The following is a 16,262-nucleotide window of genomic DNA, read 5'->3' on the forward strand; positions in this document are numbered from 1 at the left end:
GACTCGACGGCGCAGGAGTGATACATGTCTTTCAATATCGGTCTGAGTGGGCTCTACGCAGCGAACAAAAGTCTGGACGTGGCGGGTAACAACATCGCCAACGTCGCCACGGTTGGCTTCAAGGCTTCCCGTGCGGAATTCGCTGACCAATACGCGCAATCCATCCGTGGCACCTCCGGTGGCACCGACGTGGGCAGCGGCGTGCGTACCGCAGCGGTGACCCAGCAGTTCACCCAGGGTTCGCTGACCACCGGCACCGGCCGTGACCTGGACCTTGCCATCAACGGCAACGGTTTCTTCATGATGAGCAACAACGGTGAGAAGCTGTACACCCGTGCAGGCAACTTCCACACCGATACGTCCGGCAACATCATCGACAACAACGGCAACCGTCTGCAGGGCTATGCCACTGACGGCAACGGCAACGTCATGACCGGCGTGCTGACCGACCTGAAGATCGACAACTCGAACATGGCGCCGAAGGCCACCTCGGCGATTTCCATCGCGTCCAACCTCGATTCGTCCAAGCCGATCAACACCGGCGCGGCGTTCGACCCGGCTGACACCAGCACCTACACGTCGACGTTCAGCACGCCGATTTACGACGATCAGGGTAACGAGCACACCCTGTCCCAGTATTTCCGCAAAGACGCTGCGAACGAATGGACCATGTACAGCCTGATCGATGGTCGAAGCATCAATGACCCGGCGGCGACTCCGCCCGTTGCGGACGTCACCAAACTGTCGTTCGACGGCAGCGGCAACCTTCAGCCGATCACCACGTCCGGCCCGAACGTGACAGTGAACGCGACCGACAACACCTTGGTCATCAACGGCTGGAAGCCAGGCCAGAGCACGCTCGACAGCACCGGCAAGACGGTGTGGGTAGAGAGCAAGGCCACCGGTAACGCCACGATGAAGCTGAACATGCTGGCGACTACCCAGACCAACGCTGTGGGCGGTCCGATCTCCAAGACCCAGGACGGTAACTACACCGGCCAGATCAGCGCCATGAGCGTCGACGCCACCGGCAACCTGTTCGCCAGCTACACCAACGGCCAGTCCAAAGTGATCGGCCAAGTGGCGCTGACCACCTTCGCCAACGTCCAGGGCCTGGCCCCGGCGGGCGGCACCATGTGGCGTGAAACCTACGCGTCGGGCATCCCGGTCACCGGCGCGCCGGAATCGGGTACGCTGGGCAACATTACCGGTTCTGCGCTGGAAGAATCCAACGTCGACCTGACCGGCGAACTGGTTCAGTTGATCAAGGCGCAGAGCAACTACCAGGCGAACGCGAAGACCATCTCGACTGAGAGCACTATCCTGCAAACCACGATTCAAATGGTTAACTGATTCGGCGACAGTCGAATCCTTAAACAGCCCCTCTTCGGAGGGGCTTTTTTTTGTCCGTCCCATTCCGAAAACATCAAGAGCTGTCCCACTCCATAACTGGAAATTTCCTACGTTCGTCAATGGGAGAATCGAATTCGCCCGCAAATCAATGCCATTGAACCGGAGCCGTTCGATTGCATTCATTTGCCCGCGAAACCCAATGCATTGACGAACGTGTCGTGAAAAACGACTCAGGGAGAGTTCATGTCATTCAACATCGCGATCTCCGGATTGAACGCCGCGCACAAACGAATGGAAGTCGCCGGCAACAACATCGCCAACGTCGGCACCACTGGCTTCAAATCATCCCGCGCGGAATTTTCCGCCCTCTACTCATCCTCTGCATTTGGCGGCAGCCGTACCGCGGTTGGCGACGGTGTGCAGCTGGCCAACGTCAGCCAGGACTTCGCCGAAGGCGGCGCGCTTTCCGGCACAGGCAAGCCGCTGGACATGCGCATCCAGGGCAAGGGCTTTTTCGTCATGAGCGACAACGGCGCCGTCAGCTACACCCGCTCCGGCGCCTTCCATGCCGATGCCGAAAACTACGTCATCGATGCCCATGGCAGCCGCTTGCAGGGGTATGCGGTAAACGCCGATGGCACCGTCATCAGCGGTGTACGCAGCGATCTGAGAATCGAGGGCGGCAGCATTGCGCCCAAAGCGACGAGCCGCATTGTGCGCACGTTGAATCTGGATGCTGCCGAAGCGTCCCTGGCGGCAATTCGCACGTTCGATGCCAATGATCCGACGACCTACACGCGCATGACCACCCGAACCATCCAGGACGCTGGCGTGCCCGAGGTCAAGGAGGTGAAGGGCAAGGACGCGAATGGCAACGACCTCATCATCACCCACGCGCAGCCAGCGATCCCGCCGCAGGACCATGCGCTCAACCAGTATTTCGTGAAGCTCGACGACAACACCTGGACCTCGTATCTGCTCATCGATGGCGTGAACCCTCTGGATCCGTCCAGCTTTGCGCCGCTGGAGGTGGGGTTGCATCAGTCGTCCCTCGGCCGGTTGTCGATGACCGGCGCCAGTGCTGCGGTGAGCGTGACCAGCGACACCGAGTTGTCGCTGCAGGGCTGGCGGCCGGCGATTCAGGTCAACGGCAGTTGGGTGCCGAGCCAGGCCGCCAGCGGCGGGCCGGTCTCCTTGCCGCTGACGGACGCCACTGGCCCGATGCTCAACCTGGCCGATGGGGCGATGGCGCGTCCGGTGCCGACGTTCGACCCTGCGGACCCCACGACCTACAACAAGGCCTGGACGGCGGGCATTTTCGACAGCCTCGGCAATCAGCACCTCCTGACTCAATACTTCGTCAAGGACGGCAACAACAGCTGGAAAACCCACCTCCTCATCGATGGTCGCAATCCGCAGGACCCGGCACGCGCCGATCCCCTGACGGCCAGCGTGCTGTTCGGCAGTAACGGTGAGATGCGTTCGCTGGTAGCCGGAAATGGCCTGACGGTCGCCGACCATAAACTGACGCTCAGCGGCTGGGTGCCTGGCAGGCCGCTGGACGCCGGAAAACCGGGAGGGCGCTGGGGTGCAAACGGGGCGACGGCCGATGCAAGTGGCATCGTGATCGACCTGGGCAAACTGACTCAGCATCAGACCGCGTCGGCCAGCGCCAATCTGGTGGTGAACGGTTATGCGGCGGGAGAGGCGAACCAACTGTCCGTCGACAAGAGCGGGGTCATCAGCATGAATTTCAGCAACGGCCAACACCGCAAGATCGGTCAGGTGATGCTCGCCAGCTTCGCGAACGTTCAAGGCCTGACCCCGATCAGCAACACGCGATGGACGGAAAGCCATGCGTCCGGCGTCGCCAATTACGACGCGCCGGGCGCGGGGAATCTGGGAGGGATCGTCAATCAGTCGCTGGAAGGGTCAAACGTCAATCTCACCGATCAACTCGTGGAATTGATTCAGGCGCAGACGGCGTATCAGGCCAACTCCAAGACCCTGTCCACCGAGGCGGAGTTGATGCAGACGTTGATCAGGGCGACGTGAGTGAGAGGTGCCGCTGGATTTGCGACGTGACGGTATTTGTCGACCGGCCGCCATTCACAGGTTCTACGGTGTGTGAGGTCCATGGATTCACATCGAACAATCCGCCTTCACGAACGCGCCACTGATCCGGGTCCAGCCCTTGCCGGGGCTGGTCTGGGCGCAGATCGTCGTGTGTTTCCCCTGCCACCAGTAATAAGACGCCGGGGCCGCAATGGCTGCGGCCGAAAGGGAGGCGAGGGTAAGGAGGAGGGCGAAGCGCAGGCGCATGACAGATTCCTGTGGGCAAAAGGCCGATGGGGCAAGTCGCTGCAATTATCGCTCCGGTCGCGAAATTTTTTTGGCGGCGTCCGGGCAGGTTTGCATCGAAAGTGGCGGTCCACCGTCGCGGTGAAAATCTGAGCCTTGGCCAAAGTCCGCTCGCGGCCAATAACCATTGGTGAATCAGCACTTTGTATCACGCCTGAAAAACTGGTTCGATTATTGCTATGACCACATCAGTACAGCTACAGGCGGCAAGCGTCTGTCGGAGGAGGAAGACTGTGGACAAGTTGCTTTACGTGGCCATGAGCGGAGCGTCTGAAAACGCCATCGCGCAAAAGGCCCATGCCAACAACCTAGCGAACGTCTCGACCAACGGGTTTCAGCGCGACCTCGAACAGGCGCGCTCGATGCCGGTGTTTGGCGAGGTGAACCCGTCGCGCGCCTATGCGATGAGCGAACGTCCGGGCACCGACTTCAGTCAGGGTTCGATGATCGACACCGGTCGCGAACTCGACGTTGCCGTCAAAGGCAATGGCTGGATGGCTGTTCAGACCGCCGACGGCGGCGAAGCCTACACCCGCACCTCCAGCATGAACATCGACGCCCTCGGCGTGCTGCGTGATGGCAATGGTTTGCCGGTCATGGGCAACAGCGGGCCGATTGCCGTGCCGCCTCAGCAACAGATCGAAATCGGCGCCGACGGCACGATCAGCGTCCGCTCGCTGGGTGAAAGCCCGCAAGTCATGGCGCAGATCGACCGCATCAAGTTGGTGAAGCCGGACCTGGCCAACATGGAAAAAGGCCCCGATGGCCTGATGCACACCAAAGACGGCAAACCGGCGCAGGTCGATGCCGATGTGCAAGTGGAATCCGGATTTCTGCAGTCGAGCAACGTCAACGCCGTCGAGGAAATGACCTCGGTCCTGGCGCTGTCCCGTCAGTTCGAACTGCACATCAAAATGATGAAGACCGCCGAGCAGGACGACGAGTCGATGGCTCGCGTCTTGCAAATGGGCTAATGACTGACAGCTTGCGCCGACAATCAGGCGCTTGAGGAGATAAACGAATGCTTCCGGCACTCTACGTAGCGAAAACCGGTCTGGCCGCCCAGGACACCAACCTGACGACCATTTCGAACAACCTGGCCAACGTCTCGACCACGGGCTTCAAAAGTGATCGCGCCGAATTCCAGGACCTGCTCTATCAGATCAAGCGTCAGCCAGGCGCGCAGTCCACTCAGGACAGCGAACTGCCATCGGGCCTGCAATTGGGTACGGGTGTGCGCATCGTCGGTACGCAGAAGAATTTCACCGCCGGTAGCTTGCAAACCACTGACCAGCCGCTGGACATGGCGGTCAATGGCCGTGGTTTCTTCCAGATTCGCCAGCCCGACGGCACCGTGGCGTACACCCGCGACGGTACTTTCCACCTGGACCAGAACGGCCAGATCGTGACCTCTAACGGCTATGCCCTGGAGCCTGCGATCGTCGTTCCACAGGATTCGCAGACCTTTACCGTCGGCGAAGACGGCACCGTGTCGATCACGACCTCGGCCAACACGGCGACGCCGCAGATCATCGGCAACATCCAGACCGCCGACTTCATCAACCCGGCTGGCTTGCAGTCCCAAGGCGGCAACCTGTACCTGGAAACCGCTTCCAGCGGCGCGCCACAAGTCGGTACGCCGGGCCTGAACGGTCTGGGCGTGGTCAAGCAGAACACCCTGGAAAACTCCAACGTCAGCACCGTTGAAGAGCTGGTGAACATGATTACCACTCAGCGCGCGTACGAGATGAACTCCAAAGTGATCTCGACCGCCGACTCGATGCTGCAGTACGTGACGCAGAACCTGTAACTGGCTTTTTGAACGGAATCTGAACCACCTGATGTCCTGCGACGAAACACCTGATCAATCCGATGGGGCGCCTGAAAAACGCCTGCTACACCGCGAGGTTTTAAGTGTCATGAAACGGCTTTTTGTATTGCGGCTTTCCCTGTTGGCAGCACCGCTTTGCGGTATCGCGCTGTTGACCGGTTGCGTTGCGCCTTCGGCCAAACCCAATGACCCTTACTACGCGCCGGTGTTGCCACGAACGCCGCTGCCTTCGGCGGCGAACAACGGCTCGATCTATCAGGCCGGTTTCGAGCAAAACATGTACGGCGACCGCAAGGCTTACCGGGTGGGTGACATCATCACCATCACCCTGTCCGAGCGCACGGCAGCCAGCAAGGCGGCCAGTTCCGGTATCAGCAAGACCAGCAAGACCAGCCTGGGCCTGACCTCCCTGTTTGGCGCCGGTGTCAGCACCAACAACCCGGTGGGTGGGGGCAGCCTCAGCCTGGACGCCGGTTATGAAGGTGACCGTGCCACCAAGGGCGACGGCAAGGCCGCACAGAGCAACAGCCTGACCGGTTCGATTACCGTGACCGTGGCCGACGTACTGCCCAACGGCATTCTGTCGGTGCGCGGCGAGAAGTGGATGACGCTCAACACCGGTGACGAGCTGGTGCGCATTGCCGGCCTGATCCGCGCCGACGACATCGCCACTGACAACACCGTTTCGTCCACACGCGTGGCCGATGCACGGATCACATATGCCGGTACAGGTGCGTTTGCCGATTCCAGTCAGCCAGGCTGGTTCGACCGATTCTTCCTCAGCCCGTTGTTCCCTTTCTGATAGCGGGATAGCCATGATCACGTTCAAGCAACTGATAGCGGCCGCGTTACTCTCCGTCACGGCGGTGGGTGCCGTACAGGCCGAGCGTCTGAAGGACATCGCCAGCATTTCTGGCGTGCGGACCAACCAATTGATCGGTTACGGCCTGGTGGTGGGGTTGAACGGCACGGGTGACCAGACCACCCAGACGCCGTTCACCTTACAGACCTTCAACAACATGCTGTCCCAGTTCGGCATCAAGGTGCCGCCGGGATCAGGCACCGTGCAGCTCAAAAACGTCGCGGCCGTGGCGGTGTATGCCGACCTGCCGCCGTTTGCCAAGCCCGGGCAGCAAATCGACATCACCGTGTCCTCTATCGGTAACTCGAAAAGCCTGCGCGGCGGCAGCCTGTTGATGACCCCGCTCAAGGGTATCGACGGCAACGTGTATGGCATCGCCCAAGGCAACCTGGTGGTGGGCGGTTTTGACGCCGAAGGCCGCGACGGTTCGAAGATCACCGTCAACGTTCCGTCCTCGGGTCGTATTCCTGGCGGTGCGTCGGTGGAACGTGCGGTGCCGAGCGGTTTCAATCAGGGCAATTCGCTGACCCTGAACCTGAACCGCAACGACTTCACCACGGCCAAGCGCATCGTCGACAAGATCAACGACATGCTCGGCCCTGGCGTCGCTCAGGCTGTGGACGGCGGTTCCGTGCGCGTCACCGCGCCGCTGGACCCCAACCAACGCGTCGATTACCTGTCGGTGCTGGAAAACCTGGAAATCGATCCGGGCCAGACTTCGGCCAAAGTCATCATCAACTCGCGAACCGGCACCATCGTCATCGGCCAGAACGTGAAAGTGTCGCCTGCCGCCGTGACCCACGGCAGCTTGACCGTGACCATCACCGAAGACCCGGTGGTCAGCCAGCCGGGTGCGTTCTCCAACGGCCAGACCGCTGTGGTCCCGCGCTCGAAGATCAACGCGCAGCAAGAGCTGCACCCGATGTTCAAGTTTGGTCCTGGCACGACTCTTGATGAGATCGTTCGGGCCGTCAACCAAGTCGGCGCAGCGCCTGGCGACTTGATGGCGATTCTCGAAGCCCTGAAACAGGCTGGCGCTCTGCAAGCCGACCTGATCGTGATTTAAGGGAGCAGGCATGAGTATTCCCAGCGGCGGTACGAGCAATGTCGATTCCGGGGCGTACACCGACCTCAATCGTCTGACCGCCATGAAGCACGGCGACCGTGACAGCGAAGCGAACCTCAAGAAGGTGGCGCAGGAGTTCGAGTCGCTGTTCGTCAGCCAGATGCTCAAAGCCATGCGTTCGGCCAACGAAGTGTTGGCCAAGGACAACCCGATGAACACCGCGGCGACGCGGCAGTACCAGGACATGTACGACCAGCAGTTGGCCGTGAGCATGTCGCGGGAGGGCGGCGGTATCGGTCTGCAAGACGTGCTGATGCGTCAGCTGTCGAAAATCAAGTCCGGCACCGTGCCGCCTGCAGGCACCGATGCGACCTCCGCCAAGGCAGACGCGGCGCCTGCGCAGACCGGCCTGGCGACCCACATTGCCCAGCGCCCGCTGTGGGCCACCCGCTCGGTGGCCAAGGCAGACACGTCTGCCGAGGGCACGCCGCACAATGACGTGGCCGCGCTGAATGCCCGTCGTCTGGCCTTGCCGAGCAAACTGTCCGACCGGATTCTGGCGGGCATCGTCCCGAACACCGCCGGAACCCAGGATGCCGCCGCCAGCGCGACCACCCTGAAAAACCGTATTGCCGTGTCCACTGCCGTCGCCGCCGCCAAAAAGGCTGGCAGCAATGGCGACTGGACCATCGGCCCGGAATACACCGCTCAATCCGACGCCTACGTCCGCAGCCGGGTGCAGACCCCGCTGGCACCGGCCAAGGCCGCGTTCGCCAACGCCGACGATTTCGTCAACACCATGTTGCCGCTGGCCAAGGATGCCGCTGCCCGCATTGGCGTCGATCCGACTGTGCTGGTGGCCCAGGCCGCGCTGGAAACCGGCTGGGGCAAATCGATCATGCGTCAATCCGATGGCAGCAGCAGCCACAACCTGTTTGGCATCAAGGCCCAAGGCGGTTGGCAAGGGGCCGAGGCCCGCGCCATCACCAGCGAGTTCCGTGACGGCAAGATGGTCAAGGAAACGGCGGACTTCCGTTCCTACGATTCGTACGCTGACAGCTTCCACGACCTGGTGAGCTTCCTGCAGAACAACAATCGCTATCAAGCCACGCTCAAATCGGCCGATAACCCGGAACAGTTTGTGAAAGAGCTGCAAAAGGCCGGTTACGCCACGGACCCGGGCTACGCCAGCAAGATTTCTCAAATCGCGAAACAGATGAAGAGTTACCAGAATTACGCAGCCGCATCGGGCTCTTCCACGACTTTATAAGGTTTGAACCATGTCACTGATCTCAATCGGGCTTTCAGGGCTGAACGCCAGCAGTGCAGCGATGACCACCATCGGCAACAACACTGCCAACGTCGATACGCTGGGCTATTCGCGCCAGCAAGTGATGACCACGGCCAGCGCGCAGCAGAATATCGGGGTCGGTTTCATCGGCACCGGTACCACGCTGTCCGACGTGCGTCGGATCTACAACAGCTACCTCGACACCCAATTGCAGACCAGTACGTCGCTCGACTCCGATGCGCAGGCGTACCTTGGCCAGGCCAGCAAGCTGGACTCGCTGTTGTCGAGCAGCTCCACCGGCATCAGCTCGGTGTTGAGCACCTTCTTCAATAACCTGCAGGCGCTTTCGAACAAACCGACCGACTCGGCGGCGCGTACCAATTTCCTGACCAGCGCCTCGGCGTTGTCTGCGCAGTTCAATTCGATCTCGTCCCAGATGAAGGACCAGAACGCGAACATCAACACCCAGATGTCCGCCGTGGCCGGTCAGGTGAACTCGCTGGCGGCTTCGATCGCCGACATGAACAAGCAGATCACTCAGACGCAAGCCCTGGGCGGTCAGCCGAACACGCTGCTGGATGCCCGTAACGAAGCGGTGCGTCAGCTCAACGGTCTGGTGGGTGCCAAGGTCGTCGAGACCAACGGCAACTACGACGTTTACATCGGCACCGGTCAGCCTCTGGTCACCGGCACCCAGGCCAACACCCTGAGCGCGGTGCCCAGCGACACCGATCCGACCGCGTACGCGCTCAAGCTCAACTACCAGAACAGCAACGTCGATGTCTCCAGCGTCGTGAGCGGCGGTACGCTCGGTGGCTTGCTCCGCTACCGCAGTGACGTGCTGCAACCGGCGGCCAGCGAACTGGGTCGCATGGCCGTGGTGGTGACCGATCAGGTCAACCAGCAACTGAATCAGGGTGTGGACGCCAACGGCCAGTTCGGCGCCAACCTCTTCAAGGACATCAACGACCCGAGCCTGACTATCCAGCGCTCGATTGGTAACAAGAATAACGACCAGAGCTCCGGCATCCTGGCCGTTAACATCACCAACACGGGTGTGCTCAGTACCGGTAATTATTCGGTGACCTTTGGTCCCGGCGCTGCAGGTACTCCCGCCACAACTTACACCGTGAGGGCGGCCGACGGCTCCAGCCTGGGCCCCTACAACATTGCCGATCCGGCGCCTGACGCGCTGACCAAGGGCTTGGGATTCTCCCTGGCGTTCAATAATTCGAGCAACGGCACGACCCCGCCGGGCACGTTCAAGGTGGGCGATAGCTTCCAGGTCAGTCCGACCAAGACGGGGGCCGATGGCATCAAGACCGTTCTCACGGACCCGAAAGCCATCGCGGTCGCCGCCCCCCTGACGGGTACTGCAGGCGCGAGCAACGATCAGTCCGCCAGTTTCACCCAACCGACGCTGGTCAATCACGCGGACATCTACAACCCGACCGCGACCGCCGATCTGCGTAATGCGATTACCGGTGCCACACCGATGCGACTGTTGATGGGGGCCGTCACCAATGGCGCCCAGGCCTACTCGCTGGTGGATGCAAACGGGAACGCAGTCAAGGACAAAAACGGCGTCGCCATCACCGGCAATATTGTGCCGGGTACGAAAAACGACATCACCCTGAACGTGGGCTACACCGACAGCGCTCCAAGTGCGCAGTCGTTCACGATCGGTCTGTCGATTTCGGGCTCGCCAAAGGCAGGCGACACCTTCAGCATCGCGCTGACCGGCGCTGGTTCTTCGGACAACCGCAACGCCGAGTCTACCCTGGGCCTGCAAACCAAGCAGACCATTGGCAACAGTGCGAACAACGGCACCGGCACCAGTATCAGTGGCGCCAACAGCAACATGATCACCGCCGTCGGCTCCAAGGCCAGCCAGGCCAAGGACGACGCCACGGCGACCACCGCCGTCCTGACGCAGGCCAAGAGCGCTCGCGACAGCGTGTCTGGCGTGTCCCTCGATGAAGAAGCGGCCAACCTCGTCAAGTACCAGCAGTACTACACCGCGTCGTCGCAGATCATCAAAGCGGCTCAAGCCATCTTCAGCACGCTGATCAACAGTCTTTAAGGAGTCGTAATTCATGCGTATCTCAACGACCCAGTTTTACGAAACCAGCGCGTCGAACTACTCGCGTACTTACGCTAACGTGGTCAAGACCGGCGACGAAGTGGCCAGCCAGGTCAAGCTCAACACCGCAGGTGATGACCCGGTGGGCGCGGCCCGTGTGCTGCAATTGCAGCAAATGGGCACGATGCTGAACCAGTACAAATCCAACATCGACAACATCAACACCGGTGTGGTCCAGACCGAGACGGCATTGACGTCGATCACGTCGGCCATCCAGCGTGCCCAAGACCTGGTGCTTCAGGCGGGCAGCGCCACCTTTACCGACAAGGACCGTCAGGCCAACGCTGCGGAACTCAGCTCCCTGCAAAGCCAGATTCTGGGCCTGATGAACAGCAAGGACGCCAACGGCTCGTACCTGTTCTCCGGCTCGAAATCCACCACGCCGCCGTATGTGGTCAACCCTGATGGCACCTACAGCTATCAAGGCGACCAGACACGCAACATGCTGGCGATCGGCAGCGGCATTTCCATGGCGAGCAATACCACTGGCTGGGATGCGTTCGAGCAGGCGGTCAATACGACCCGTACCTCGTCAACCCTGACTGCGGGTGCCGATGACGGCGTGATTTCCCTGTCCGGCGGCGTTGTCGCCAACGACGCCACCTACGACAGCAAGTTCACGGCGGGTCAGCCGTACAAGATCAGCTTCACCAGCAGCACCCAGTACCAGATCCTGGACAAGAACAATACAGACGTCACCGCCGAAGCGACCTCGGTCGGCAAGTTCGACTCGTCCTCCGCTGCAGGGCAGACCATTGGTTTCCGCGGGCTGGAACTGACGCTGAACATCAATCTGACCGACGCACAGAAAGCCACGACCACAACGGCAGACGCCGCCGTGAGCAATCACACCTTCACCTTGGGCGTGACCCCAAGCTCGGTCAGCACCGCGCGCCTGCCGACCAACTCGTCGGCCAGCACGGTGATCACCTCGTCTCAGGTCACCGATCAGGCGACTTTCGACAAGATTTTCCCGAATGGCGGTGCGATTCTGCGCTTTACCGGGGCCAACACCTTCGATTTGTATGCCGCACCGTATGACCCGGCCAGCACCCCAGTGGTCACCGGTGGCTCGTTGACCGGCACGCCCGTGGCCAACCAGGCCGTTGCGGCGGGTGTGACGTTCACCTTCAGCGGCTCCCCGCCTGCGTTGGCGGATGGCGACCAGTTCACCGCCAACTCGTCGACCCGGCAGACCGAGAACATCCTCAACACCCTGTCGACCGTGATCACGGCGCTCAACGGCAAAGTGGACGGCGATCCGGTGGCCACGCAGAAACTGCAAGCCACCCTGAACTCGACCATCGGCAACCTGAAAAGCCAGGCCAACCAGGTCAGCGACGCGGTCAGCGATGGCGGCGCCCGTTCAGCCACCGCGACCGATCAACGCGTCACCAACCAGAACCTTCTGGACAACGGCACCACCGAAGCCGGGACCATCACGGCCTCCGACCCGGTCGACGCCATTTCGCGGCTGACCCTGCAAAAAACCATGTTGCAGGCCTCGCAACTGGTGTTCACTCAGCTTTCCTCGCTGAACCTGTTCAGCAAGCTGTAATCGCCTGACCTCTGGCAGGGCCGACGATCAATCGGCCCTGCCAGCGCAGGACGTCAACCGTTATTGTCAGCGGTTCAGCAGGACAGACCCATTCTGCTTGCCGCCTGTGAGTCTTTCCCGTGAATTCAGCGCCTCTCGTCAGCATCGTCATTCCCGCCTACCACACACGTTTCTTCCAGCGGGCGCTGCAGGGCGCGCTGATTCAGCACTATGGCGCTGTGGAAGTCATTGTCTGCGACGATTCCCGGGGGGACGAGATCCGCACCGTGTTCGACGCCCTGACGCAGGATTCGGCCGTGTCGGCGCGTTACGTGCGCAACCCCCAACGCCTGGGCTTCATTGGCAACCTGCACGCGTGCCTTGCCGAAGCCAAGGGGGAATTCATCAAGTTTCTGTGCGACGACGACCAGATTTTCCCGCAATCGGTGGGGATGCAGGTCGAGCAACTGGTCAAGCATGCCGACGTGAGCCTGGTGCTGTCGCAACGGTTGTTCTGGGACGCCGACGACATTCAGTTGCCGTCGCGTCTGGAGAACTCCCCGTTGTCGCCCACCAGCGCGATCTTCAAGGGCGAAGACCTGCTGAACATCGTCGAAATCTACCCGCTGAATTTCCTGGGTGGCCTGAGCAGTGCGCTGTTCCGCCGCGAAGACGTGTTGAATTATCTGCCAGGCCTGACCGTGCCGGGCCAGAGCTTCGCCGGGCTGCTGGACCTGGCGCTGTATGTCTGCATGATGCACCACGGCAACGTGGCAGTGCTGAACAACGTGCTCGGCGTCGAGCGCCTGCATGCGGAACGCCTCAGCCGCCAGCAGGCCATGCAGTCTTCGATCGAAACCGAGCAATCGTGGCTCCTTGAGATGATCAAGGCCCGCACCGGTGAGCCCTACCTGGGCAAAGGCTGGGTGCGGTACATGCCCTTCACCGACGACATGGGCGCCGAGCGCGATTGGCAGGAGCACGCGTTGTCTCGCTCACTGGGCACGCTGCAGACCACCCAGGGTTTGCGGGTGGGCACCAGCAGCGAAAGCTTCGCCGAACTGTACGAGCAGTGGCTCGCCTGCCGGACCTTGCGCGACGTGCAGCGCCAGCAACTGCCGAACCTCCTGATGCATTGGCCGTCGCGGCCGAAGATCGTTCCGGTGATCCTCGATGACACCGGCAGCCGCGCCAGCCTGGACACGACCCTGGAGAGCCTGAACGAGCAGCTTTATGCGCCGGAGCTGACACTGGTGCTGTCCAGGGACTGCACGTCTTCGTCGCTTGAGGGCCGCATCTTCACGATGCCGTTGCAGGACGACCCTTGGAGCCAGCTCAACACGCTGTTGCCGCAACTGGACGGCGCGCAGTGGGTCTACCTGCTGCGGGCGGGCGACCGTTTGGTCAAGCCGGCATTGCTGATGCTGGCCGAGCGCATTGCCATGAACGACCGCCTTCGCTGCCTCTACTGCGACGAAGGCGCGTTGATTGATGGTGAGTCGGCGGAGCCGGTGTTCAAGCCTTCTTTCAACCTTGATCTGCTGCGCAGTTACCCCTATGTGGGCCGGTGCCTGGCATTCCAGCGCGACGCGCTGCTCCAGCATGGCGGCCTGAATCCCCGCTTCGGCGAACTGGCGCCCCACGACCTGCTCTGGCGTCTGGTCGAGGAGGGCGGGGCCGATGCCATCGGGCACCTGAGTGAACTGACCGTGGAATCCCGCTTCCCGCTGTCCAGGTGGCTGGCGCTGCCCGAGGTGGGGGAACACAACCTCGGCGTGGTCGAGGCCCATCTTCAACGCTGCGCGATTGCCAGCACCGTCGAACGGGACGTCAACCTGCCGCTGCTCAACCGTATTCGCTACCTGCATGACGACGAGCCGCTGGTGTCGATCATGATCATCATCAGGGATCAGCTCGCGCCGTTGCAGCGCTGCGTGGAAAGCCTGCTGAACCTCACCGCTTATGGCCGCTATGAACTGCTCATCCTCGACAACGGCAGCGTGCAGTCCAACACCCTTGACTGGCTGGCAGAAATGGGCCAGCTGGACCCGTCTCGCCTGCAAGTGCTGACGTTCGCGGGCGACACTGATCATGCAGCGCTGTACAACGCTGCCGCGGTGGAGGCACGGGGCGACTATTTGCTGCTGCTCAGTCCGTATTCGGTGGTGACTCACGGCAACTGGCTCAACGAAATGCTCGATCAGGCCCGTCGTCCCGACGTGGGCGTGGTGGGGCCGAAACTGTTCGGTCCGGATGGCAGTGTGGTGCACGCCGGGATGATTCTCGGCTTGCACGGCCCGGCCGGCATGCCGTTTCGCGGCGAGACGCTGCAGGCGGGCGGCTACATGCAGCGTCTGCAAGTGGTGCATGACTTGAGTGCGGTCGGCGCAGATTGCCTGATGGTGCGCAGGTCGCTGTTCGAGGGGCTGGAGGGGCTGAACGCGGCTGACTTCGGGTGCAGCCTGAGTCATGTGGATTTCTGTCTTCGGGTGCGTGAGTCCGGTCATCTGGTGGTGTGGACACCGCAAGCGCTGCTGGCGCGTGGCGCCCAGCCCGACGTTCCTTATGATGCCGAGCGGGCCAAGCGGCAGCATGAAGAAAACCGGCGGTTTTACCTGCGCTGGCTGCCGTGGGTCGCTCGTGATCCCGCCTACAATCCGAACCTGTCGCTGAAGAGCCTGGGGGCCGCAAGCTTTGGCCTGGACCCCGGCTTGAACAGCGGCTGGACGCCTTTTTCCGCGGCTCACCTGCCGAAGGTGCTGGCGTTGCCGATCAACGCCTCGGCCATTGGTCACTACCGCGTCACCGAGCCTTTGATTGCCCTTGAGTCGGCAGGCCGGGCGACGGGGGTGATCAGCTATGCGCAACCCGACCTGATCGAGGTCGAGCGTCATTCCCCGGACATCATGGTCCTGCAAGGCCGCTACAGCCAGACTCGGGTGGATGAGATCGTCGAACTGAAAACCTATTCCAACGCGCGACGCATCTTCGAACTCGACGATTACGTGATCCACGTGCCGAAGAAAAACGAACACGTGCGGGGCATGCCGGACGAGCAGGAGATGGAGCGTCTGGTGCGCCAGGGTATTTCGTTGTGCGACCGGGTCGTGGTGTCAACGCAACCGCTGGCGGACGCGCTGTCGTCGATGCACCACGACATACGCGTGGTGCCGAACATGCTGACCCCGGCCCTGTGGGACAGTTTGCGCAGCCAGCGGCGCACCAGCCGCAAACCGCGCGTGGGCTGGGGCGGAGGCACCAGCCACACCGGTGACCTGGAGATCATCGCCGAGGTGGTGCGCACCTTGGCAGATGAGGTCGACTGGGTGTTCTTCGGCATGTGCCCGCCTGCGCTGCGGCCTTACGTTCACGAGTTTCACCCGGTCATCCCGCTGGACATGTACCCGGCGAAACTGGCCAGCCTGAACCTGGACCTGGCATTGGCGCCGCTGGAGAAGCACATCTTCAACGACTGCAAGAGCAACCTGCGCCTTCTGGAATACGGCGCATGCGGCTACCCGGTCATCTGCACGGAAACGGCGGCGTATCAGGGCTACCTGCCACGCACCCGGATTTTGACCAACAGCACCGAAGAATGGCTGGACGCGATTCGCGGCCACCTGTCCGACCCGGACGCCAGCTACCGCCAGGGCGATGCACTGCGCGAAGTGGTCAAACGCGACTTCATGCTGCGCGAAGACAACCTGCAGCATTGGGTGCATGGGTGGTTGGCGGATTAATCCCCCTCAGCGGAGACCTGTAGGCACGCATGCATTTGCGCGAGGGCGGCACAGCCGACTAACCCCTCGCGCCCGAAC

11 protein-coding genes are annotated in these 16,262 nt (G+C 61.6%); 10 read left to right on the plus strand and 1 reads right to left on the minus strand.

What is annotated here, in order from left to right:
- Window positions 1–24 precede the first annotated feature (24 nt).
- Both flgE and ACWKWE_RS25875 read left to right on the plus strand, forming a co-directional pair.
- Complete coding sequence (gene flgE, locus ACWKWE_RS25870) at window positions 25–1,353, plus strand: flagellar hook protein FlgE (protein WP_166598032.1); 1,329 nt, start codon at window positions 25–27, stop codon at window positions 1,351–1,353.
- Between the two features lie 243 nt (window positions 1,354–1,596).
- Entirely contained in the window at window positions 1,597–3,408 is a 1,812-nt protein-coding gene (locus tag ACWKWE_RS25875) for a flagellar hook protein FlgE (protein ID WP_483852091.1), read from the plus strand.
- Between the two features lie 87 nt (window positions 3,409–3,495).
- Here the strand turns inward: ACWKWE_RS25875 and ACWKWE_RS25880 are convergent, their stop codons facing one another.
- Complete coding sequence (locus tag ACWKWE_RS25880) at window positions 3,496–3,675, minus strand: hypothetical protein (RefSeq protein ID WP_166598030.1); 180 nt, start codon at window positions 3,673–3,675, stop codon at window positions 3,496–3,498.
- 272 nt (window positions 3,676–3,947) lie between these two features.
- Between ACWKWE_RS25880 and ACWKWE_RS25885 the strand changes: the two genes are divergently transcribed.
- The 8 genes from ACWKWE_RS25885 to ACWKWE_RS25920 all read left to right on the plus strand — a co-directional run bounded on the left by ACWKWE_RS25885 (window position 3,948) and on the right by ACWKWE_RS25920 (window position 16,184).
- Window positions 3,948–4,688, plus strand: coding sequence for a flagellar basal body rod protein FlgF (locus ACWKWE_RS25885; protein WP_166598029.1), 741 nt, complete (start codon window positions 3,948–3,950; stop codon window positions 4,686–4,688).
- Between the two features lie 47 nt (window positions 4,689–4,735).
- Entirely contained in the window at window positions 4,736–5,524 is a 789-nt protein-coding gene (gene flgG, locus ACWKWE_RS25890) for a flagellar basal-body rod protein FlgG (RefSeq protein ID WP_166598028.1), read from the plus strand.
- Between the two features lie 109 nt (window positions 5,525–5,633).
- Window positions 5,634–6,347: a flagellar basal body L-ring protein FlgH gene (gene flgH / locus ACWKWE_RS25895; RefSeq protein ID WP_166598027.1), complete on the plus strand. Its 714-nt coding sequence runs from the start codon at window positions 5,634–5,636 to the stop codon at window positions 6,345–6,347.
- 13 nt (window positions 6,348–6,360) lie between these two features.
- A complete protein-coding gene (locus tag ACWKWE_RS25900) occupies window positions 6,361–7,473 on the plus strand; it encodes a flagellar basal body P-ring protein FlgI (RefSeq protein WP_166598026.1) in 1,113 nt (370 codons plus the stop codon).
- A gap of 10 nt (window positions 7,474–7,483) precedes the next feature.
- Window positions 7,484–8,743 carry a flagellar assembly peptidoglycan hydrolase FlgJ gene (gene flgJ / locus ACWKWE_RS25905; RefSeq protein ID WP_483852092.1) on the plus strand — a complete coding sequence of 420 codons (1,260 nt, stop codon included), beginning with the start codon at window positions 7,484–7,486 and terminating at the stop codon, window positions 8,741–8,743.
- Between the two features lie 10 nt (window positions 8,744–8,753).
- The gene (gene flgK, locus ACWKWE_RS25910; RefSeq protein ID WP_166598024.1) at window positions 8,754–10,847 is read left to right on the plus strand and encodes a flagellar hook-associated protein FlgK; all 2,094 of its coding nucleotides are present in this window, start codon (window positions 8,754–8,756) and stop codon (window positions 10,845–10,847) included.
- 13 nt (window positions 10,848–10,860) lie between these two features.
- On the plus strand, window positions 10,861–12,465 hold the full coding sequence (locus tag ACWKWE_RS25915) for a flagellar hook-associated protein 3 (protein ID WP_166598023.1): 1,605 nt from the start codon (window positions 10,861–10,863) through the stop codon (window positions 12,463–12,465).
- Between the two features lie 119 nt (window positions 12,466–12,584).
- Window positions 12,585–16,184 (plus strand): glycosyltransferase, encoded by a 3,600-nt coding sequence (locus ACWKWE_RS25920; protein WP_483852093.1) that lies wholly within the window; start codon window positions 12,585–12,587, stop codon window positions 16,182–16,184.
- Window positions 16,185–16,262 lie beyond the last annotated feature (78 nt).

It is taken from the genome of Pseudomonas salicis (assembly GCF_057128705.1).